The sequence below is a fragment of the Alteriqipengyuania abyssalis genome (assembly GCF_019857185.1).
Lineage (GTDB): Bacteria > Pseudomonadota > Alphaproteobacteria > Sphingomonadales > Sphingomonadaceae > Alteriqipengyuania > Alteriqipengyuania abyssalis.
The window spans coordinates 1-21,375 of the sequence record NZ_JAHWXP010000002.1 but is presented as its reverse complement, the minus strand read 5'-3'; the positions used below and the strand labels follow the sequence as shown (position 1 = coordinate 21,375).

The following is a 21,375-nucleotide window of genomic DNA, read 5'->3' as shown; positions in this document are numbered from 1 at the left end:
TCTGGGCATTTCAGCCGGCCGGCCTGCTGGTGAGCGCAAGATGGGCCATGATGGTGTGGTGCTGGAAAGCGCTGACGATCGGCTCACGCAAGGTCATGCGATCGAGATCGTGGCTGGGCTTGCGGAACGGCAGATCGGCTTGGGCTTTCGCGGTGTGCGGTCCCGACACGGGCAAATTCCTGTCTTGCGTCCCCTTGGGTGTTTCTACGCTTTTGCGAGAAGGTTGCAACACCAACACAAACGGCCCGAACCCCGCGTTTAGCACGACAGAAGGCAGTTGGGGGCAACCCTCTGAATGCGCGGTGCATTTAGACATTGTTGCAAACCAGTCAACCAAGCGCGCAGGTCATAGCGATGCGCGCTTCGGCGGGCATGCCCCGCTCCGCCTCGGCCGCGAGTTCGCCTGCCAGACGCGGGTTGTCCGCTGCGGCGATGTCGACGAAGCCCATCCGGCGATAGAACGGCGCATTCCACGGGACCTCCGCGAACGTCGTAAGCGTGATCGCGGTGAAGCCCGAATTGCGCGCGTCGATCATGCATCCGCGCAGCAGCGCCGAACCGATCCCGCGGCCCTGCCAGTCGGGATGCACGCTGAATTCGTATGCATGCAGCTCGCGCCCGAAGGGTTCGGTCACCAGAAATCCCACAAGGTGCTCGCCGGCCTGCGCCACAAGGCAATGGCCGCGCGCGATATAGCGCTCCAGCCGGTCGACCGCCACGGGTTCCTGCCAGGAGACCCATGCCAACCCATCGAGGCGCTCGAACATCCTGCCCGCTTCACGTTCGATCGCGGGCATCGCCGCCGCATCGCCGCGCCGCGCAAGGCGGATGTGCCAGTCGTCGGTCTGTGCGCTGTTCACTCTTCGGTGCGAACGAGCACGGTCTCGCCGATCATCAGGAACAGCAGGAACGGTGCCCACGCGGCGAGGAAGGGCGGATAGCCGCCGAAATCGCCCATTGCGAGCGCGGCATTGTCGATCACGAAATAGGCAAAGCCCAGCGCCATGCCGATCAGCGCGCGCATGAACAGCTGCCCCGAACGGGCGAGACCGAAGCCCGCGACGGCGCCCAGAATGGGCATCAGCACCGCGGCGAGGGGGCCTGAAATCTTGTGCCAGTAATTCGCTTCCAGCTCGTCCGTATCGCGGCCCGCCTGCCGATAGGCCTCGATCGAGCTGCCCAGCTGCCAGAACGGCTGGGTGGTCGGGTCGATCTCCTGCAGCTCGATCGTCGCAGGGGTGATGCCGGGGGCGACGGTCAGCTGGGTCGGTTGCGCCAGGCTTGCCGTGCCGACGGTGAACACGCTCGGGTTCTGCATCGCCCAGCCATCGGGCCCGCGAACCGCCATCGGCGCGTCGATCTTCTGGGTGATCTCGGCCGACGGACTGCGCCGGTAATAGGTCACATCACGCAGGGTCGGGGCGGGGCCGCCACCGGAATAGCTGCGGGCGGTGAGGATGTTCTGCCCGTCCTCAAGATAGATGCTGCCCTTGCTCTTGGGCTTGTCGGGCTGCGCGCCGAATTCGGTCGCCTCCCACGCGGTCAGCTGCGCGGTCGCGCGGGTCACCACGCGTTCGTTGAAGGCGAAACTGATCCCCGCCACCAGCAGCGCGGTCACGATCAGCGGGGCGAGCACCTGATGCGCGGACAGGCCCGCCGCCTTCATCGCGATAACCTCGCTGTTCTGGTTGAGCGTGACCAGTGTGATGATCGTCGCCAGCAACACCGAATAGGGCAGAAACCGCTGGATCAGCATCGGTACCCGCAGCGAGGCATAGAGCCACAGGTCCGCCTCGGTATTGCCCGGCACCTCCAGAATCTGGCCGCTGTTGGACAGCAGGTCGAGCATCATCAGCACCAGCACCAGCATCACCAGCACCGCGAAGATCCGCAGGCTGAACATCTTGGCGAGGTACAGCGTCAGCGTGCGCGACGGGAAGAAGTCGAACGTCATATCCCGACCGCTCAGCTAGCCTGTTCGACGCGGAAGGCGTCGGCCCGGCGTTTGGGACGCAGCAGCTTGCCGATCCGTTTGAGGATCTTGGCGAAAGCGCTTTCCAGCGCACCGATCGGCTGGCCGCCGGGGACATGGGCGATCTGCCAGTACCACCACAGGATCAGTCCGGCGAAAATCGCAAACGGGCCCCACAGGCCCAGCGTCGGATCGACCCGGCCAAGCGCGGCGAAATCCTGCATGTACTGATTGACCTTGTGATAGGCGACCACGAGGATCACCGCGACGAACACACCCAGCGCGCTGGTCGACCGCTTGGGCGGAATAGCCAGTGCGACCGCCAGTAACGGCATGAACAGCATCATCGCCAGCTCCACCATCCGGTAGTTGAAGCTTGCCTGGCTGCCGAGGCGCTGGGCCTCGGTGGTCGTATCGCTCCACCCCATGCGCAGCAGTTCGGGCAGGATATACTCGCGCTCCGCCTCGCCCCGGGCGCGGAACTGCTCGATCGCGGGCAGGTCGATCGGCAGGTCGTGTTCGGTAAAGCTGAGCACGCGCGGGGTCTCGCCCGGCGGGTCCTGCACGATCGTGCCGTCGGACAGGCGCAGGATGACCGTGTCGGGATTGTCGCTGGTCGAAAGGAACCGTCCCTCGCGCGCACTGATCGAAAGGGTCTGCCCGTCCTCGGCATTGATCCGCGCGAAAATGCCCTTGAGCTTGCGGCCCGAATCCTCGCTCTCTTCGACCCGCAGCGCCATCCGGTCGGCCAGCGTGGTGAACTCGCCGACCTTGATCGAGGCACCCAGCGCGCCCGAGCGCAGGTCGAAATTGAGTTCTTCGTAGTAATATTTGGAGACCGGCTGGACGTAGAACACGATCGCGGCGTTGATCGCCATCAGCGTCAGGGTGATCGCGAACGGCACCCTCAGCAGCCGTCCGTAGCCAAGGCCGACCGCGCGCATCACGTCCAGCTCGCTCGACAGCGCAAGCTGGCGAAAGGCGAACAGGGTACCCAGCAGCAGGCCGAGTGGGATCGCCAGCACCGCATAATCGGGCAGCAGCGTGCCGAGCATCTGGAACACCACGCCCACCGGGCCACCCTCGGTCGAGACGAAGCGGAACAGCTTGAGCATCTGCTCCAGCATCAACAGCGTCGCGGCGAGCGCGAACACGCCGATCATCGGGACGATGGTCAGACGAAAGATGTATCTGTCGAGACGCGAAGAGAAGGGCAAGCGTGGTCCCGCGGCTAATTGGACGGTCGTGGTCGCGCTGCCCTAGCGGCAATGCGCGCAAACGTCATGTGGCTTGTCGCACGTTGCCCGGTTCAGGCTTTCTCCAGCGTGCACTGGAGCGGGTGCTGGTTCTGCCGGGCGAAGTCCATCACCTGGTTCACCTTGGTCTCGGCGACCTCGTAGGGGAAGATCCCGCACACGCCGACGCCGCGCTGGTGGACCTGCAGCATCACCCGCGTCGCCTCGTCCATATCCATCCGGAAGAACCGCTTGAGTACGATGACCACGAATTCCATCGGGGTGTAATCGTCGTTGAGCATCAGCACCTTGTACTGGCTCGGCTTCTTCGGCTTGGCGCGGGTCTTGGTCGCGATCCCGACATTGGGATCGGCCGGGCGACCGTCATCGCCTTCGTCCTCGCTACCGGCTGCGGTCGGTGCGCGCGAGGGGAGGGGCGCAGCATCGCGCGGGCGAAGGCTGGCGTCAGGCGCGCGGAGTGTGGCGGGATCGTGCATGGCAAAACAATATCGTAACGCCGGGCCGATCTGCAAGGGACCGGCGGTGGCGAGGGGGGAATGCAAAAGGGGCCGGGCGATATCTGCGCCCGACCCCTCGTGACTTGTCGTGATCTGGTCCGTTACCGGACTGGCGGGTCGTTGCCGAAGGCGGGCCCGCTAGAATCGCAAGCTCAGGCGGCGAGCTTGTTCATCTTGTCGACCGCTTCGCTGACACGGCTGGTCAGCGGCGCGAAAGCGTCGTTGGTCAGCTTGATCCACGCTTCGGTGTTCTTCGAACCGGTGGCGACCGCGTGGTCGAACGAGCGGCGCATGATGTCGCCCTGCAGCTTGACCAGTTCGGTCGGTGACTTGGCGGCGGCCATCAGGCGCACGTCTTCGCTCATCTGATCGGCAGCCTTGCGGGTTTCTTCCACGGCGCCGCGGGTCAGGTCCTGCATGCCGGTGAAGAGGATCTTGCCGGCTTCGGCCATCGCTTCGGCGTTGGCGCGCTGGAAGGTGACCATTTCGCCGGTCATTTCGGTGCCCTTTTCATACATGCCCGCGAGGCGGGTTTGCATTTCGGCGGCCATGTCGTTCGCGAAATTGGGGGCGAAATTGGGGGTCTTGGTTTCGGTCTTGGTAGCCATGGTGGTGTCCTTCGTCTTGGGGGAGGCGGCGGTCTTGGGGGCCGCCTTCGATTTGGTGGAGGTGGCCTGCTTGCGCTTGGCGGGGCCGGCCTTCTTCTTCGCGACGGGAGCCTTCACGGCAGGCTTCGCCGGCGCGGTTTTCTTGGCCTGCGCCGCTGTCTTGGCGGTCGCAGGCTTGGTGGTTGCCTTTTTCGCAGGTTCCTTCGCCGTGACGGTCGGGGCGGGCGCTTCAGGCGCCTTGACCGATTCGGTCGCGGGCTTGCGCTCGCTGTCGGACTTCGCGGCAACGGCGGACTCGTAAGCCTTCTGCGCCGCAGCGTCGCCCTTGTCGGTGGTCTGGTCAGCCATTTGAACGGACACCTCTTACTACTTGCTGCACTGCACAAATAGCGATTGTGCAATGCGAATTCAAGCAGTTTTTGTGCAGTGCACAAATCGCAGTTTACCGAGGGAAATGGGCCCTCTACCGGGTTTTTACGTAGCGCCCCGGGGCCGGTTCGATCACCGTGTCGGTCTTGCCGCTGCCAGGCTTGCGCTTGCCGCGCGCGGGGATTTCCCTGTCGTCATGGCTGCGGATCCACTCGATCCAGTCGGGCCACCAGCTGCCCGGATGCTCCGTCGCACCCTTGCGAAACTCTTCGAGGCTGCCCACCCTTTCGTCCTCGTTGATCCAGTACTGGTACTTGCCCGCCGCGGGTGGATTGACGACCCCGGCGATGTGGCCCGATCCTGCCAGCACGAAGCGGGTTGGGCCGGTGAAATGCTCGGTCAGCTTCCAGACGCTGGTCACGGGCGCGATATGGTCGTCCTTGCCTGCCTGGATGTAGGTCGGCACGTCGACCCTGGTCAGGTCGATCGCTTCGCCCAGCGCCTCTAGCCTGCCCGGTTCCACCAGCAGGTTGTCGCGATAGAGATCCTGCAGATAATTGCGGTGCCACTTGGCGGGCAGGTTGGTGACGTCGCCGTTCCAGTGGAGCAGGTCGAACGCGGTGTGATCCTCGCCCAGCAGGTAATTGCGCACGACGTAGTTCCAGATCAGGTCGTTGCCGCGCAGCAGGTTGAAGGTCGCCGCCATGTAGCGCCCGTCGACATAGCCGTCGCGCTCCAGCCCCTTGATCGTGGTCAGCTGCTGGTCGTCGATGAAGTGGAGCAGATCGCCCGCATCGTCGAAATCGACCTGCGCGGTGAAGAAGGTCGCGCTCTTGACCTTGTCGGCCTCACCCTTCGCGGCCATCACCGCGAGCGTCGCGGCCAGCGTGGTCCCCGCGACGCAATAGCCGATCGTGTGGACGGCGGGCTGGCGCAGACGCTTGCGGACATGGTCGATCGCCTCGATCTGGGCGGCGATGTAATCGTCCCACACCACGTCCTTCATCGAAGCGTCGGCTGATTTCCAGCTGACCATGAAGACGGTCAACCCCTGGTCGACCGCCCACTTTACGAAGCTCTTCTTCTCGTTGAGATCGAGGATGTAGAACCGGTTGATCCACGGCGGGAAGATCACCAGCGGCACCGACAGCACCTTTTCCGTGCTCGGGTCGTACTGGATCAGCTGGAACAGCGGCGTCTCGTAGATCACCTTGCCCGGCGTGGTCGCGATATTCTCGCCCACCACGAAAGCCTGCGGATCGGAATGGGTCAGCTGGCCCTTCTGCAGATCCTGCAGCAGGTTCTGCATACCCTTGACCAGACTGTCGCCGCGGGTCTCCATGATCCGGTCGAGCACGATCGGATTGGTCGCGGGGAAGTTCGCGGGGCTGAGCGCTTCGGCCATCGCCTGGGTCGCGAATTTGAGCTGTTCGCGCTTGGCCGGATCGATGTTGTCCAGCTGCTCGACCATCGCTTCCACCCGCTCGCTCAGCAGCAGATAGGTCTGGTGGATCAGCGCATAGACCGGCTGTTCGCGCCACCGCGGATCGGCGAAGCGGCGGTCTTCGCGGGGCAGCTTCGGGCTGGTCGCCCCGGCCTCGCCGCCCTGATCTCCTGGCGGGAGCATCAGCGCCTGCCACAGCTGCGCGCTTTCCGCCCACCAGCGCTGCTGTTCGGCAGGGTCCGCGAAGGGGAGCTGCTGGGTCCAGCTTTCGAACATTGCGAACCACTTGGCGGGCCACTGGGCGGGGTCCCCCGCCATCATATCGCTGGTCGCCTCGATCGCGTGGGTCTGGCAGAATTCGAGCCACATGCTCTGCAGCCGGGTCGCGTTCTCTGCCCATTTCTGAAGGTCGGCGAGCGCGGGCGGTGCGTCATCCGCACCCTTATCCGCATCCCTCTGGCCCGTGGTGGCGAGCGGCGCGAGCATCATCTGCGTCCAGCGCGCCTGCGCATCCAGCATCGCGGAGAACATGTTCCCCTCGGCTGGATCGGATGAATCCTTGGCCATCGCATCGGTCCTTCTGGTCAATTTCCCGCCAACCGCATGCTTGTGCGTGCAAAGAAATTTCTGGGCGTCCTCTCTCAAGCTTCAATTGCACAGAAGCGCGCGGCGTTCCAGAAAGGACGAAACGAACCGAGCGAGCGGGAGCACAGCTTGAGCGACGAGCAGTTTTACCGGATGCGGCGCCTGCCGCCCTACGTGATCGCCGAGGTCAACGCGATGCGCCATGCGGCGCGCGCGGCGGGCCGCGACATCATCGACCTGGGCATGGGCAATCCCGATCACCCCCCGCCGCAGCATGTGATCGACAAACTGTGCGAGGTTGCGGGCAAGGCCAGCGCGCACGGCTACAGCCAGTCGCGCGGCATTCCCGGGCTGCGCAAGGCGCAGGCGAATTACTACGCGCGGCGATTCGGGGTCGAGCTCGACCCCGAGCGCGAGGTGGTGGTGACGATGGGCTCCAAGGAAGGCCTCTCGTCGATGGCGACCGCGATCGTCGCGCCGGGCGACGTGGTGCTGGCGCCGAGCCCGTCCTACCCGATCCACACCTATGGCTTCATCATAGCGGGCGCGACGATCCGCTCTGTGCCGACCACGCCAAACGAGGAATATTGGGACGCGCTGGATCAGGCGATGGCCTACACCTCGCCCCGGCCCAGCGTGCTGGTGGTCAATTACCCCAGTAACCCGACCGCCGAGACGGTCGACCTCGCTTTCTACGAGCGGCTGGTGAAGTGGGCGCGGGAGAACGAGGTTTGGGTCCTGTCCGACCTCGCCTATTCCGAGCTGTATTACGACGGCAAGCCGACCCGCTCGATCCTCGAAGTGCCCGGCGCGAAGGAAGTCGCGGTGGAGTTCACCTCGATGTCGAAGACCTATTCGATGGCCGGGTGGCGGATGGGCTTCGCGGTTGGCAACCCCACGCTGATCGCGGCGCTGACGCGGGTGAAATCCTATCTCGACTACGGCGCTTTCACGCCCATTCAAGCAGCAGCCTGCGCGGCATTGAACGGCCCGCAGGACATCGTCGAGGAAAACCGCCTGCGTTACCAGCGGCGGCGCGACGTGATGGTCGAGAGCTTCACCCGCGCCGGGTGGGAAATCCCCTCGCCGCCCGCGAGCATGTTCGCGTGGGCTCCGCTGCCGCCGGGCTTCGAGCATATGGGCAGCCTCGACTTTTCCAAACAGCTGCTCGAGCAGGCGGGTGTCGCGGTCGCGGCAGGCATCGGCTACGGCGAGGAGGGTGAGGGCTATGTCCGTATTGCGATGGTCGAGAACGAGCAGCGCATCCGGCAGGCCGCGCGCAATATCAAGCGCTTCCTGCAGCGATCGAACGCCTAAGACCGCCGCCCAAGCCTGAACCGGTATACATCCGTTCCGGAGTGTTCCTGTTTTCCAATAAGGTAAACTACGTGCCACGGTGCATGTCCTTGTGGAGGCAGCGGGCGGCGGGGGCGCGTGCACGCAGCGCAGCAATTCATTGCGAGGTGGATGGAAGCGGGCCCGTTGCGGCTGGACCTGTTCCATCGCGACGCTGCGCTCGACGGACGCTGGCTGGCGCTGCATCCGCGCGAGTTTGCGCTGCTCTGGCGGCTCGCCGAGACACCGGACGCCACGGTCAGCCAGCGCGCGCTTCTGCAGGACGTCTGGCGGCTCCCTTTCGAGCCGGGCACCAATCGCGTCGCGGTCCATGTCGCGCGGCTGCGGCGCAAGCTTGAGACTGTCGGCCTTGCGGCGATGATCGCCACCGATGGGGCGGGATACAGGCTGGACAGCGCCGCGCCCTTGCGCAACGAACCATCCCGACGGTTTCAAACGAACGAACAACGGGAGAGCGCAGGCATGGCATCGCAGGTCGAGGAACAGCGGGTCGCGGTGGAGATCGGCGAGGATGGCGTGGCGCATGTCCGCCTCAACCGGGCGGACAAGATGAACGCGCTCGACCCGGCAATGTTCGAGGCGATCATCGCGGCGGGCGAATCGCTGATGGAGCGCAAGGACGTACGCGTGGTGGTGCTGTCGGGCGAGGGGCGCAGCTTCTGCGCCGGGCTCGACACCTCCAGCTTCGCCCGCGCCCCCGACCCCGACGAGCCCAAGCTGACCGACCGCACGCATGGCGATTCGAACAAGTTTCAGCAGGTTGCGACCGTTTGGCGCAAGCTGCCCATGCCGGTAATCGCTGCGGTGCACGGGGTGTGCTTCGGCGGAGGGATGCAGATCGCCAGCGGGGCCGACATCCGCGTGGTCGCGCCCGATGCGCGAATGGCGATCATGGAGATGAAGTGGGGTCTGGTGCCCGACATGGGCGGTTATCAGCTATGGCGCGGGCTGGTGCGCGACGATGTGCTGCGCGAGCTGGTCTATACCAACCGCGAATTCTCGGGCGAGGAAGCGCAGGTGCTGGGCCTTGCGACGCATGTCACCGACGACCCGCTGGGCAAGGCCAAGGAAATCGCCGCAACCATCGCCCAGCGCAACCCGGACGCAGTGCGCGCAGCCAAGCGGCTCCACAATCGAATGCACGACGAGACGGGCGAGGACATGCTGATGGCGGAAAGCGTCGAGCAGGCGGGCGTTATCCGCCAGCCCAACCAGATCGAGGCGGTGATGGCCGGAATGGCCAAGCGCGCGCCCAATTTCACGGACGCCGCCTGAGCCACCCACCTCCACCAAAACTCGGCCCCCTCCCCACGGGGAGGGGGCGTAAATCGGGTGCGTTACGTGGTTGACACGTGTCACCCGAGTGTCACCCTGAGAATTCGTCGTTATCTCAGGGGCTTGGTGCGCGTTGGGTGACGCATTGCGGATTTTTGCTCCGAGCGAGCCTGCTGGGCGGCGTTTGCGAACCGGGAGGACGACGATGGGAAAGAGCCATCGCCACGCTAGCCTGCGCGCACGAAGTAGGAAAATTCCCGTCGCCGGGATGCGTGACCTGCTCCTCCCCCTCCCCATCGGGAGGCGAGTTCGCTAGCCGAACACCGCGGCCGCCTGCTGGCTGATCATCACCAGTCGCCCGTCGGCGTCCCACAGGCGAAGGCGTTCGCTCGAATAGCCGTGGTCGGCATGGTCGCTCGCGGCTTCCGCGATCCACCAGCCGTCGCGCGTCTGCGCCAGCGGATCGAGCAGGTTGATCGCCCAGTTCATCGAGCTGACCGGGCCGGGGCGCTGCATCGCGCGCATCGCGCCCGGTGGCATGGTGTCGCCGATCAGGATCAGGCGGCTGGTCGGGTCGAGGTCGTCGCCGCCCTTCAGCCGAAGCCAGCGGCGGACCACCGGACCGCCTTCGCCGCCCGACGGGGCTGCGCGGCGCAACTCGTAATTGTTCTGGATGAAGGCCGGGCCCTGGCCCTCCATCAGCCGTTCGGCCTCGTCGATCGGGATCGGCGCGGGGGCGATCGGCTCGGCGGGGTGGACCGCATTGGCCTCGCGCGAAGCACCGAACAGCCAGAAGGATGTCAGCGCGGGGCTGTCCTCCACCAGCAGGTCGACCCGCACCTGCGTGACGTTGCGCCCCTGCCGGATGATGCTCGCATGCGGGGTCACCTCGGCGCCGACCGGGGCAACGAACGCCACCTGGGCGGAGCGCAGCGGGGGCAGATCGGGGAAGGCGCGGATCGCGGCGGTGTACGCAATCAGCGCGCTCGCCCCGCCATAAAGCGTGCGCCCCTGCATCCACTCGTGGGCGGGAAGGGTTACGGTCTCGCCGTTGCCGGCGATCGGTTCAAGCATGGCAGCGATCGTCATGGCGGCTTCCTTATACAAGGGGGCGGCGATGTGAAGACACCCGGCTGCGGCCATCGAAAGGGCGGGCGCGACATTAGAGACCGAAAGGCGATTGAACTGCTGCGATCATCCCGCTAGATGGCCCGCTTCGCGCCAAGCCCGTGAGCAGCGGGGCCCGATGGCGGAGTGGTTACGCAGAGGACTGCAAATCCTTGCACGCCGGTTCGATTCCGGCTCGGGCCTCCACGCGACACGAAGGTAGGATAAGGCCGCATTGGCCGACTTGAGGTGCGCCCATGACCAGTGCCGATTCCTCCGTCGCCGCCAGCCTTGCGCAGGCTCGCAGGATCGTCGTCAAGGTCGGCTCCTCGCTCATGATCGATCCCGAAAGCCGCATCGCGCGGACCGCCTGGCTGGCGACGCTGGCGCAGGATATCGCCGCGCTGCGTGCCGGCGGGGCGCAGGTGATCGTGGTCAGCTCGGGCGCGGTGGCGCTCGGCTGGAAACGGTTGGGGATCGAGCGTTCGCCGCAGCTCGACCGGCGGCAGGCGGCCGCTGCAGTTGGCCAGGGCCTGCTGATGAATGCGTGGAGCGCCGCCTTCGCTACGCAAGGGATCACGGTCGGGCAGCTGCTGCTGACCTATGACGACAGCGAATCGCCTCAGCGCTCCGCCAACGCGCGAGCCACGCTGGGCGTGTTGCTGGATGCGGGCGCGGTGCCGGTGGTCAACGAGAATGACAGCGTTGCGACCGAAGAGCTGAAGCTGGGCGATAATGACCGGCTCTCTGCCCGCGTGGCGGAACTGGCCGATGCGGACCTGCTGCTGCTGCTGTCCGACGTGGACGGGCTTTACGACCGCGATCCGGCAGATCCCGCCGCGCGCCACATCGCTCACGTGCCCCGTATCGACGAGGGGATTGCCGCGATGGCCGGCGGAACGCGTCACGAAGGTGTCGGTACGGGCGGCATGGCGACCAAGATTGCCGCAGCCCGCCACGCGACCGGGCAGGGCCGGGCGACGATCATCGCGAGCGGCCGAAGCGATCATCCGGTCAGCGGGCTTCGAGAGGGCGCGCGGGCGACTTTGTTCGATCCGGCAAAGTCCTGATTCCAAACAGAAAAACTACGTCAAAAAAGGCGCTCGGATCGAAACGATCCGAAAAATCCCCCCGTTCGGCAACATTTTTGCTTGCCATTAAGCTTTGATGTTATAAACCGCTCGCCACCGCAGCAATCGTGCTGCGCATGCGAGGAACGACGAATGAAGGCCGTGGCCGCCATCCGTACTGCCGACGAGACTGTGCTGTTTGCGCAGGGTCTCGCGCTGCTCCTCGTTATTTTCCTTGTACTTCTTATTCAGCGGGGGGGAGTGCCCATCGGCTAGGCTTAGCCAGACGGACCTCTCGAACCCCGCTCTCCGAACAGGAAAGCGGGGTTTTTTATTGGGTCCGTCAAGGGATCAACGTGATGACTGAGATAACTTCCAAACGCTCCGACGCGATCACCAAGGGTGCGGCCAAGGCACCTGCACGCGCCATGCTGCGCGGTGCGGGCTTCACCGACGAACAGATGGCGCAGCCCATGGTCGCGGTCGTCAACACCTGGTCGACGGTGACGCCATGCAACATGCACCTGGCCGATCTGGCCGAGCCGATCCGGCAGGGCCTGCGCGAAAACGGTGCCACGCCGGTGGACTTCAACACCATCGTGGTCTCGGACGGGATCACGATGGGCGGCGAGGGCATGCGTGCCTCGCTGATCAGCCGCGAGATCATCGCCGACTCGATCGAACTGGCGGTGAAGGGGCACTCTCTGGACGCGGCGGTCATTCTGGTCGGCTGCGACAAGACCATCCCCGCCGCCGCGATGGCGCTGGCCCGGCTCGATATTCCGGGGCTGGTCTTCTACGGCGGGACGATCATGCCCGGCCGTCTGGATGGTCGCGACCTGTCGATCCAGGACGTGTTCGAGGCGGTCGGTGCGCACGCCAAGGGCGACATGAGCGATGCCGAGCTCGACAAGGTCGAGCGTGCGGCATGCCCCGGCGCGGGTGCGTGCGGCGGGCAGTTCACCGCCAACACCATGGCGATGGCGCTGGCGATGATGGGTATCAGTCCGATGGGTTCGGGCGATCCGCCCGCGACCGACTCTGCCAAGCGGGTCGAGGCGGCGCGCTGCGGGCGGCTGGCGGCCAAGCTGGCCAAGGAAGGCACTTCGGCACGCACCTTCCTGACCCCCGCATCGATCCGCAACGCGGCGACCGCGGTCGTCGCGAGCGGCGGCTCGACCAATGCCGTGCTCCACCTGCCCGCGATCGCGGCGGAGGCGGGCTTTGCCTTCCCGATCGAAACCTTCGACGAATTGTCGCGCAGCGTGCCGGTCATCACCGACCTGAAGCCGGGCGGGCGCTTCCTGGCGCGCGATCTCTACGCGGCGGGCGGCGTTCCGCTGTTCGGGAAACGGCTGGCGGACGCCGGGATGCTGGAAGACACTCCCACGGTGACGGGCGACAGCCTGTTTGTCGAACTGGCCCGCGCCGAAGAGACGCCGGGGCAGCAGGTGGTCAAATCGCCTGCCGACCCGGTCAAGGCGACCGGTGGCCTCAGCATCCTCTACGGCGACATCGCCCCCGAAGGCGCGGTGCTGAAGACTGCCGGCTACGGCGCAGCCTCGTTCGAAGGCCCGGCCAAGGTGTTCGAGGGCGAGGAAGCCTGCTTTGCAGCCGTCAACGCCAACCAGATCCAGGCGGGCGATGTGGTCATCATCCGCTACGAAGGCCCTTCCGGCGGGCCCGGCATGCGCGAGATGCTGGCGGTGACCGCCGCGCTCGCCGGGCAGGGTCTGGCCGGCAAGGTCGCGCTGATTACCGACGGGCGCTTTTCCGGCGCGAGCCACGGTTTCGTGATCGGCCACTGCTCTCCCGAAGCGGCCAAGGGCGGCCCGATCGCGCTGGTCGAGGAAGGCGACATCATCCGCATCGACGCGGAAACCCGCCGAATCGACGCCGATATCGACTGGGATGCCCGCCGCGCGGCGCACACTCCCAGACCGCCAAACTCCATGGGCGGGGTGTTCGACAAATACGCCCGTCTCGTCTCGTCCGCCGCCTACGGCGCAACCACCATTCCACCTGTTACCGAGTGAAGGACTGATACCATGCCCAAGACGATCAAGGTCTACACCGACGAAGATGCCAATCCCGAACTGGTGCGCGGCAAGCCCGTCGCCATCATCGGCTATGGCAGCCAGGGTCGCGCCCACGCGATGAACCTGAAGGACAGCGGCTGCGAAGTCATCGTCGGCCTGCGCGATGGCTCGCCCACCGCCGCGAAAGCGCGCGCCGACGGCCTGACCGTGATGCCGGTTGCCGAAGCGGCCAAGGCCGCCTCGCTGGTCGCGCTGCTGACCCCGGACATGAGCCACGAGACGATCTTCGCCTCCGAAATCGCGCCCAATCTGGAGCCGGGCGACGCAGTGCTGGTCGCTCACGGTTTCACCGTGCTGTACGAACGCATCCAGCCTGCCGCCGGAATCGACGTGATCCTGGTCGCCCCCAAGGGACCGGGAGACCTGGTGCGCCGCGAATACGAGCGGGGCGCCGGCGTGCCCTGCCTGTTCGCGGTGCGCCAGGATGCGACCGGCGAAGCGCGCGAGCGGGCGCTGGCCTATGCCAGCCTGATCGGCGGGACCACTGCCGGTGCGATCGAGACCAGCTTCCGCGAGGAAACCGAGACCGATCTGTTCGGTGAACAGGCGGTGCTGTGCGGCGGCGCGACCGAGCTGGTCGCTGCCGGGTTCGAGACGCTGGTCAACGCCGGCTACCAGCCCGAGATCGCCTATTACGAGTGTCTCCACGAGCTCAAGCTGATCGTCGACCTGCTGTACGAAGGCGGGTTCGAGAAGATGCACGAGTTCGTCTCCGAAACCGCGATCTACGGTGACCTGGTCTCCGGCCCGCGGGTCATCAACGACGAGACGCGCGCGCGGATGAAGGACGTGCTGACCGACATTCAGGACGGCACCTTCGCGCGCAACTGGATCGCGGAGAACGAGGCCGGAAAGAAGAAGTACGACGAGATGCAGGCGGCCGATCTGTCTCACCCGATCGAAGCCACCGGCAAGGAATTGCGCGGCCTGATGTCGTGGCTGCAGTCCGACGAGAAGAAGAAGGAGCAAAAGGCCGCGTAAGCGCGCCTTTGCCCAAGTGAAAGCCATGAACACCATGACCCAGCCCCTGCACAGTCCGCAAAGCCAGCCTGCCACCCGCACGGGTGCGCAGCTGGTAGTCGATACGCTGGCCGCGCTCGGCGTCGATTGCGTGTTCGGCTATCCCGGCGGCGCGATCATGCCGGTGTATGACGCGCTGCCGCAGGGCACCACGCGGCACATCCTGGTCCGGCACGAACAGGCCGCCGCCTTCGCTGCGGATGCCTATGGCCGGATTACGGGCCGCGCGGGCGTGTGCCTGGCGACCTCCGGCCCTGGCGCGACCAACCTGATCACGGGAATCGCCAATGCCTATCTGGACTCGGTCCCGATGGTGGCGATCACCGGGCAGGTGCCGCAGACGCTGATGGGCACCGACGCGTTTCAGGAAACCGACATCTTCGGCATGACCATGCCGATCGTGAAGCATTCGATCATCGTCCGCCGGCCCGAGGATATCCCCTCGGCCATGGCGGAAGCCTTCGCCATTGCAGAAGGGGGGCGCCCCGGCCCGGTGCTGGTCGACCTGCCCAAGGACGTGCAGCAGGCGGTGTGCGAACCCGGGGCGCTGCGGCGGCCCGAAGCCGACATCCTGCCTGCGCCGACATCCGAATCGATTGCCGAGGCGGAGCGCCTGATCGCCCGCGCGAAGAAGCCGCTGTTCTATCTGGGCGGCGGCGTCGCGCGCGCCAATGCCAGCGAAATGGTCCGCCGGATCGTGGAGGAAAGCGGCATCCCTGCGGTCGCCACGCTGCAGGGTCTGGGCGTGCTGCCGCCCGAGCATCCGGCGATGCTGGGCATGCTGGGCATGCACGGCCACCGGCCTGCGAACATGGCGGTGCAGGAATGCGACCTGCTGATCGTGCTGGGCGCGCGGTTCGATGACCGGGCGACCGGCAAGCTGGCCGAATTCGCCCCGCATGCCTCGGTCGTCCACATCGATGTCGACGCCGCCGAGCTGGGCAAGCTGCGCTTCGCCCATGCGGCGGTGTGCGGCAATCTCAAATCGAGCCTCGCCACGATCGACTTCGAGAAGGGCGAGATCGACGCGTGGACCCGCTCCACCGCCGAGACCCGCGAGAAGCATGCTCCGCGCTATGATGCGCCGGGCAACGGGGTCTATGCGCCCGCGATGCTCAAGACCCTGTCGGAGCGGGTCGGCGACGATTTCGTGGTCGCCTGCGATGTCGGCCAGCACCAGATGTGGGTCGCCCAGCACTGCCGCTTCTCGCGCCCGCAGGCGCATCTGACCAGCGGCGGACTGGGAGCGATGGGCTTCGGCCTGCCCGCAGCGATCGGCGCCAAGCTGGCCGAGCCCGACGCCCACGTCTTCGCGGTGTGCGGAGACGGGGGCTTCCAGATGAACATCCAGGAACTGGCGACTTTGCGCCGGTACCAGATCCCGGTGAAGATCCTGCTGCTCGACAATGCGATGCTGGGCCTTGTGCGCCAGTGGCAGGAGCTGTTCTTCGACGGGAATTATTCCGAGGTCGACCTGTCCGACAATCCCGACTTCGTCGAAGTCGCCAACGCCTTCGGCATCGAAGCCTTCGGGATCGAGCGTCGCGAGGAAGTGGACGGGGCGATCGACCGCCTGATCAACGCACGCGGCCCGATCCTCGCCCATGTCCGGATCGACCCGGAAGAAAACGTCTGGCCGCTGGTGCCGCCGGGCAAATCGAATGCAGAAATGATGGAGAAGCGCCATGACGCGTAACACCCCGAGCCTTGAGCATATCCGCATCGAATTCGCGTGCGAGGAAGGCGCGCTTCGCCGGACGCTCGGCGTGATCGAGGCGCGCGGCTTCTCCGTCCGCTCCATGCAGATGGGCAGCGACGGGGACCGCGCGGTGATGACCCTCGCGCTCGCGCCGATGGACGCCTCGCGCAGGATCGACACGCTGCTGCGCCAGCTGGACCGGGTTTACGCGGTCGAGAACGCCATCCACCTGAGCAATGACACGCGCGTAGCGGAGGTCGTCCATGTCGCACACGGATGAGGCGCAGCCGCGCCAGATCGCAATTTTCGATACGTCGCTGCGCGATGGGGAACAGGCGCCCGGCTTCTCGATGAACACCGCGCAGAAGCTGAAGCTGGCGCATGCGCTGCGCAAGCTGAAGGTGGATGTGATGGAGGTCGGCTTTGCCGCCGCCTCGCCCGGCGATGCCGAGGCGATCCACGCGATCGCCAGCGAGATCGGCTATCTGCCCGATGCGCCGATGCTGTGCTCGCTCTCGCGCGCGATGGAAGGTGACATCGTCGCCGCCGAACGGGCGCTGGGCCCGGCCAAGCGCAGCCGCCTGCACCTGTTCTTCGGCACCAGCGACCTGCATCTGGCGGCCAAGCACCGGATGGAAAAGCCCGAAGCGCTCGCCACGATCGAGCGTGCGATCAGGATGGCCAAGGGCCGCTTCACCGAGATCGAGTTCTCCGCCGAAGACGCGCTGCGCACCGATCCCGCGTTCCTGAAGGAAGCGCTCGAATGCGCCGCCGCCGCAGGGGCCGACGTGCTCAACGTGCCCGACACGGTCGGCTATACCTCGCCGGAAGAGATTTACGCGCTGTTCGCGGATCTGACCGCCAATGTCGCGCGGCCCGATCATGTCGTGTTCTCGACCCACAACCACAACGACCTGGGCATGGCGGTGGCCAACAGCCTGGCCGCAGTGCGCGGCGGTGCGGGGCAGGTCGAATGCACGATCAACGGGATCGGCGAGCGAGCGGGCAACTGCGCGCTGGAAGAAGTAGTGATGGCGCTCAAGACGCGGCCCGATCACTACCGGGCGACCAGCGGGGTCGAGACGCGCGAGATCTTCGCGGTCAGCCGCCTGCTGGGCGAGGTCACCGGCAATGCTCCGCCGCGCAACAAGGCGATCGTCGGGCGCAACGCCTTCGCCCACGAGGCGGGCATCCACCAGCACGGCGTGCTGGCCGACCGGCGGACCTACGAGATCATGAGCCCGGAAGACATCGGCCTGCCCTCCAACGCGCTGGTGCTGGGCAAGCACTCTGGCAAGCATGCGCTGCGCGCGCGGCTGGAGGCGCTGGGCCAGGGCGAACTGGGCGATAACCGGTTCGAAAAGCTCTACGCCGATTTCAAGCGGCTGGCCGATACCAGGCGCGAAGTGACCGACAACGACCTGTGCGATCTGCTCGCCGAAGACGGTCGCGGCCACGCGTGGGAGCTGGTCCGGGTCGAGATGCGCACCGGAACCAAGGCCAACGACCGGCCCACCGCCAAGGTCACGCTCGACCACCGCACGCGCGGGCGGCTGACCACGATCGGCCACGGCACCGGTCCGTTCGAGGCGCTGACCGATGCCTTCTGCGTTGCCGCCGAGGTGAAGCACGGCACGCTGGAAAGCGTCGATGCGCACCAGCTCAGCCGCGAGATGGAGATCGAGGTCGGCCTGCTGGTCGATGGCGTGGCGATCTCGGGCCGCAGCCAGCACACCGACGTGGTCATCGCCGCCGCCGAAGCCCTGCTGGCGGCGTTCAACAATCACGAGCGGCTGTCGCACGCCGCGAATTTCGCCGACGCGGCGTGAGGGTATCCGCAATGTCTGCCCCCCGATCACTGTTCGACAAGCTGTGGGACACACATGTCGTCGTCCCCGAAAGCGAGGATGCGCCCGCGATCCTCTTCATCGACCTGCACCTGGTGCACGAAGTCACCTCGCCGCAGGCCTTTGCGGTGCTGGAGGAACGCGGGCTGTCCGTCCGCCGCCCCGACCTGACGCAGGCGACGCTCGACCACTCGACGCCGACCCTGCCTGCGGGCGCGGACGGGCGGCTGCCCTACGCGACCGAGGCGGCGGAGAAACAGGTTCACCAGCTTGAGGCGAATTGCGCCAAGTACGGCATCGACCTGCTCGGGCTCGACGATGCGCGGCGCGGGATCGTCCACGTGATCGGCCCGGAAATGGGCCTGACCCAGCCCGGCAAGACGATCGTGTGCGGTGACAGCCACACCTCGACGCATGGAGCCTTCGGCGCGCTCGCCTTCGGGATCGGCACGACCGAGGTCGGCCACGTGCTCGCCACGCAATGCGTGCTCCAGCGCAAGCCCAAGTCGATGCGCATCACCTTTGAAGGCGCACTGTCGCCCGGCGTTGGCGCGAAGGACATGGCGCTCGCCATGATTGCGCAGATCGGTGCCGACGGCGGGCAGGGCTACGCGGTCGAATTCGCCGGCGAAGCGGTCGAGGCGCTGTCGATGGAAGGCCGCATGACCCTGTGCAACATGGCGATCGAAGCTGGCGCGCGCGTCGGCATGATCGCGCCGGACGAAACCACCTTCGCCTATCTCGAAGGGCGCGAGCGCGCTCCTCAGGGCGAGGATTGGGATGCCGCAGTCGCCCGCTGGCGCGAGCTGCCCTCCGATCCCGAGGCTAGCTTCGACACCGAAGTCACGGTCGACGCCGCCGCGATCCGCCCGATGATCACCTACGGCGTCTCCCCCGATGCCGCCGCGCCCGTTACCGGTAACGCGCCTGCTCCCGCCAACGATTCCGAGCGCGAAGCCGCGGAATACATGCGCTTCGCCGCCGACCGGCCCTTTGCCGAGGCGAAGGTCGACCGCGTGTTCATCGGCAGCTGCACCAATTCGCGCCTGTCCGACCTGCGCGAAGCCGCTGAGGTCATGCGCGGGCGCACAGTGGCAGACGGTGTCACCGCGCTGATCGTGCCCGGCTCCGAAGCGATCCGCCAGCAGGCCGAAGCCGAGGGGCTCGACGCCGTGTTCACGCAAGCAGGGGCCGAGTGGCGCCTGCCCGGCTGCTCGATGTGCATCGCGATGAACGGCGACCAGGGCGCGCCGGGGGAGCTGGTCGTCTCGACCTCCAACCGCAACTTCGTCGGTCGGCAGGGCAAGGGCGTGCGCACCGTCCTCGCCGGGCCTGCAACCGCGGCCGCCTGCGCCATCGCGGGCCATATCGCCGACCCATCGCAATATATGAGCACGGAGGCGCGCGATGCAGCCTGATCCGTTCAAGCGGCTGGAGGCGCGCACGCTGGTGGTGCGCCAGAGCAATATCGACACCGACCAGATCATCCCCGCGCGCTTCCTCACCACCACCACGCGTGAGGGGCTGGGGGCGAATGCGTTCTACGACTGGCGGTACACCGCCGACGATCAGCCCAAGAACGCTTCGCCGTTCCCGGTCGCAGGCGCAGGCGATCGACAGGTACTGGTCGCGGGGCCGAACTTCGGCTGCGGCTCCTCACGCGAACACGCGCCGTGGGCGCTGCTCGACTACGGCTTTCGCGCGGTGGTCAGCTCGGACATCGCCGACATCTTCAAGAGCAACTCGCTCAAGAACGGGCTGCTGCCGGTCGAGGTCGACGCTGAAACCCACGCGGCCCTGCTCGAACGACCGGGCGTTGCCATCGCCATCGACCTGGAAGAGTGCACCCTGACCACCGAAGACGGCATCGAAGCCCGCTTCGCGGTCGAACCTTTCGCGCGCCGTTGCCTGCTCGACGGGGTCGATCCGCTGGGCCACATCCTGGCGCACGACGCGCAGATCGCAGAATACGAGGCCGCCGCGTGACCCATAAGATCGTACTCCTCCCCGGCGACGGGATCGGCCCCGAAGTCGCTGCCGCCGCGCGCGCCGCGCTCGAAGCGGTCGCGGCGGAGCATGCGCTCTCGCTCGCCTTCTCCAGCCACGATTTCGGCGGCTGCGCGATCGACGCGCATGGCGATCCCTTTCCCGAAGAGACGAAATCCGCCTGCCTCTCTGCCGATGCGGTGTTCCTCGGCGCGGTCGGCGGACCCAAGTGGGACGGCGGCGGCCCCCGGCCCGAAGCGGGCCTGCTGGCGCTGCGCACCGAGCTGGGCACCTTCGCCAACCTGCGCCCGATTACCTTGTTCGAAGGCCTCGAAGCCCTCTCCCCCCTTAAGCCGGAACGGGTCGCGGGCACCGATCTGCTGATCGTGCGCGAACTGACCGGAGGCATCTATTTCGGCAACCGGCAGGAAGGCGACGAGAACGCGACCGACGAATGCGCCTATTCGCGCGGTGAGGTGGAGCGGATCGCCCGCATCGCCTTCGAAGCGGCGCGCGGCCGTGATGGCCGGGTGACCTCAGTCGACAAGGCCAACGTGCTCGCGACCAGCCGCCTGTGGCGCAAGACCGTGATTGCGCTTCGCGACGCGGAGTTCCCCGATGTCGAACTCGACCACGTGCTGGTCGACGCGATGGCGATGAAGCTGATCGAGCGCCCGTCCGCCTTCGACGTGATCCTGACCGAGAACATGTTCGGCGACATCCTGAGCGACGAGGCTTCGGTGATCGCGGGTTCGATCGGCCTCGCCCCCTCGGCCTCGCTCGGCCTGACCCACGGCGGCCTGTTCGAGCCCATTCATGGCTCCGCGCCCGATATAGCCGGGCAGGGCAAGGCCAACCCGATCGGCGCGATCCTGAGCGCGGCGATGCTGCTGCGCCACGCGCTGGGCGAGGAAGCGGCCGCAGCGACGATCGAACGCGCGGTCTCCAAATGTCTCGCCGATGGCGTGAACACCGGCGATGTCGGCGGCAGCGCGACCACACAGGAGGTCGCGCAGGCCGTATGCGAAAGGATTCGCGCAGCTGCCCCCAGCATCCCCCTTGCAGCCACCGCATAGCGAGGATAAGGGGCGTCCCTCCAAGCGACATGCCGCTTTAGCTCAGTTGGTAGAGCACATCATTCGTAATGATGGGGTCACGTGTTCGAGTCACGTAAGCGGCACCACC

General features: G+C 66.3%; 20 protein-coding genes and 2 tRNA genes. 14 read left to right on the top strand and 8 right to left on the bottom strand.

The window, feature by feature from the left end:
- Window positions 1-10: 10 nt before the first annotated feature.
- From KYN89_RS05155 to KYN89_RS05125, 7 genes are all read right to left on the bottom strand, one after another.
- Window positions 11-169: a hypothetical protein gene (locus KYN89_RS05155; RefSeq protein WP_197637587.1), complete on the bottom strand. Its 159-nt coding sequence runs from the start codon at window positions 167-169 to the stop codon at window positions 11-13.
- 160 nt (window positions 170-329) lie between these two features.
- Window positions 330-860: a GNAT family N-acetyltransferase gene (locus tag KYN89_RS05150; protein ID WP_222824129.1), complete on the bottom strand. Its 531-nt coding sequence runs from the start codon at window positions 858-860 to the stop codon at window positions 330-332.
- Window positions 857-1,954, bottom strand: a complete 1,098-nt coding sequence (gene lptG, locus KYN89_RS05145; RefSeq protein ID WP_197637585.1) for an LPS export ABC transporter permease LptG — start codon at window positions 1,952-1,954, stop codon at window positions 857-859. Before lptG ends, KYN89_RS05150 begins: the two co-directional genes overlap by 4 nt.
- Window positions 1,955-1,965: 11 nt before the next feature.
- Complete coding sequence (locus KYN89_RS05140) at window positions 1,966-3,189, bottom strand: LptF/LptG family permease (protein ID WP_222824128.1); 1,224 nt, start codon at window positions 3,187-3,189, stop codon at window positions 1,966-1,968.
- A gap of 92 nt (window positions 3,190-3,281) precedes the next feature.
- Entirely contained in the window at window positions 3,282-3,704 is a 423-nt protein-coding gene (clpS, locus tag KYN89_RS05135) for an ATP-dependent Clp protease adapter ClpS (RefSeq protein WP_248285040.1), read from the bottom strand.
- A 173-nt stretch (window positions 3,705-3,877) separates the two neighbouring features.
- Window positions 3,878-4,681 (bottom strand): phasin family protein, encoded by an 804-nt coding sequence (locus KYN89_RS05130; RefSeq protein WP_222824127.1) that lies wholly within the window; start codon window positions 4,679-4,681, stop codon window positions 3,878-3,880.
- A gap of 115 nt (window positions 4,682-4,796) precedes the next feature.
- Window positions 4,797-6,713, bottom strand: coding sequence for a PHA/PHB synthase family protein (locus KYN89_RS05125; protein WP_222824126.1), 1,917 nt, complete (start codon window positions 6,711-6,713; stop codon window positions 4,797-4,799).
- 147 nt (window positions 6,714-6,860) lie between these two features.
- On the opposite strand from KYN89_RS05125, the gene KYN89_RS05120 reads away from it, so the two are divergent.
- Together KYN89_RS05120 and KYN89_RS05115 are read left to right on the top strand one after the other, a co-directional pair.
- Window positions 6,861-8,048, top strand: a complete 1,188-nt coding sequence (locus tag KYN89_RS05120; RefSeq protein WP_029140342.1) for an LL-diaminopimelate aminotransferase — start codon at window positions 6,861-6,863, stop codon at window positions 8,046-8,048.
- Window positions 8,049-8,198: 150 nt separating this feature from the next.
- Window positions 8,199-9,362 carry a crotonase/enoyl-CoA hydratase family protein gene (locus KYN89_RS05115; RefSeq protein ID WP_222824125.1) on the top strand — a complete coding sequence of 388 codons (1,164 nt, stop codon included), beginning with the start codon at window positions 8,199-8,201 and terminating at the stop codon, window positions 9,360-9,362.
- A 312-nt stretch (window positions 9,363-9,674) separates the two neighbouring features.
- Here KYN89_RS05115 and KYN89_RS05110 read toward each other — a convergent pair whose 3' ends face one another.
- Window positions 9,675-10,451, bottom strand: coding sequence for an acyl-CoA thioesterase (locus KYN89_RS05110; RefSeq protein ID WP_248285039.1), 777 nt, complete (start codon window positions 10,449-10,451; stop codon window positions 9,675-9,677).
- A gap of 151 nt (window positions 10,452-10,602) precedes the next feature.
- On the opposite strand from KYN89_RS05110, the gene KYN89_RS05105 reads away from it, so the two are divergent.
- The 12 genes from KYN89_RS05105 to KYN89_RS05055 all read left to right on the top strand — a co-directional run bounded on the left by KYN89_RS05105 (window position 10,603) and on the right by KYN89_RS05055 (window position 21,373).
- Window positions 10,603-10,676 (top strand) — tRNA-Cys (locus KYN89_RS05105).
- Between the two features lie 50 nt (window positions 10,677-10,726).
- The gene (gene proB / locus KYN89_RS05100; RefSeq protein WP_222824124.1) at window positions 10,727-11,539 is read left to right on the top strand and encodes a glutamate 5-kinase; all 813 of its coding nucleotides are present in this window, start codon (window positions 10,727-10,729) and stop codon (window positions 11,537-11,539) included.
- Window positions 11,540-11,692: 153 nt separating this feature from the next.
- Window positions 11,693-11,815, top strand: a complete 123-nt coding sequence (locus KYN89_RS15430) for a hypothetical protein (protein ID WP_010235715.1) — start codon at window positions 11,693-11,695, stop codon at window positions 11,813-11,815.
- A gap of 83 nt (window positions 11,816-11,898) precedes the next feature.
- On the top strand, window positions 11,899-13,575 hold the full coding sequence (gene ilvD, locus KYN89_RS05095) for a dihydroxy-acid dehydratase (RefSeq protein ID WP_222824123.1): 1,677 nt from the start codon (window positions 11,899-11,901) through the stop codon (window positions 13,573-13,575).
- Between the two features lie 12 nt (window positions 13,576-13,587).
- Window positions 13,588-14,619, top strand: a complete 1,032-nt coding sequence (gene ilvC, locus KYN89_RS05090; RefSeq protein ID WP_248285038.1) for a ketol-acid reductoisomerase — start codon at window positions 13,588-13,590, stop codon at window positions 14,617-14,619.
- 25 nt (window positions 14,620-14,644) lie between these two features.
- Window positions 14,645-16,354 (top strand): acetolactate synthase 2 catalytic subunit, encoded by a 1,710-nt coding sequence (gene ilvG, locus KYN89_RS05085; RefSeq protein WP_222824122.1) that lies wholly within the window; start codon window positions 14,645-14,647, stop codon window positions 16,352-16,354.
- The gene (locus KYN89_RS05080) at window positions 16,344-16,637 is read left to right on the top strand and encodes an ACT domain-containing protein (RefSeq protein ID WP_222824121.1); all 294 of its coding nucleotides are present in this window, start codon (window positions 16,344-16,346) and stop codon (window positions 16,635-16,637) included. Before ilvG ends, KYN89_RS05080 begins: the two co-directional genes overlap by 11 nt.
- Entirely contained in the window at window positions 16,621-18,186 is a 1,566-nt protein-coding gene (locus tag KYN89_RS05075) for a 2-isopropylmalate synthase (protein ID WP_222824120.1), read from the top strand. The genes KYN89_RS05080 and KYN89_RS05075 overlap by 17 nt, the downstream gene beginning before the upstream one ends.
- An 11-nt stretch (window positions 18,187-18,197) precedes the next feature.
- Entirely contained in the window at window positions 18,198-19,622 is a 1,425-nt protein-coding gene (gene leuC, locus KYN89_RS05070; RefSeq protein WP_222824119.1) for a 3-isopropylmalate dehydratase large subunit, read from the top strand.
- A complete protein-coding gene (leuD, locus tag KYN89_RS05065) occupies window positions 19,612-20,190 on the top strand; it encodes a 3-isopropylmalate dehydratase small subunit (protein ID WP_222824118.1) in 579 nt (192 codons plus the stop codon). The genes leuC and leuD overlap by 11 nt, the downstream gene beginning before the upstream one ends.
- A complete protein-coding gene (gene leuB / locus KYN89_RS05060) occupies window positions 20,187-21,266 on the top strand; it encodes a 3-isopropylmalate dehydrogenase (protein ID WP_222824117.1) in 1,080 nt (359 codons plus the stop codon). Before leuD ends, leuB begins: the two co-directional genes overlap by 4 nt.
- A gap of 31 nt (window positions 21,267-21,297) precedes the next feature.
- Window positions 21,298-21,373: transfer RNA gene (locus KYN89_RS05055), tRNA-Thr, on the top strand.
- Window positions 21,374-21,375: the final 2 nt, after the last annotated feature.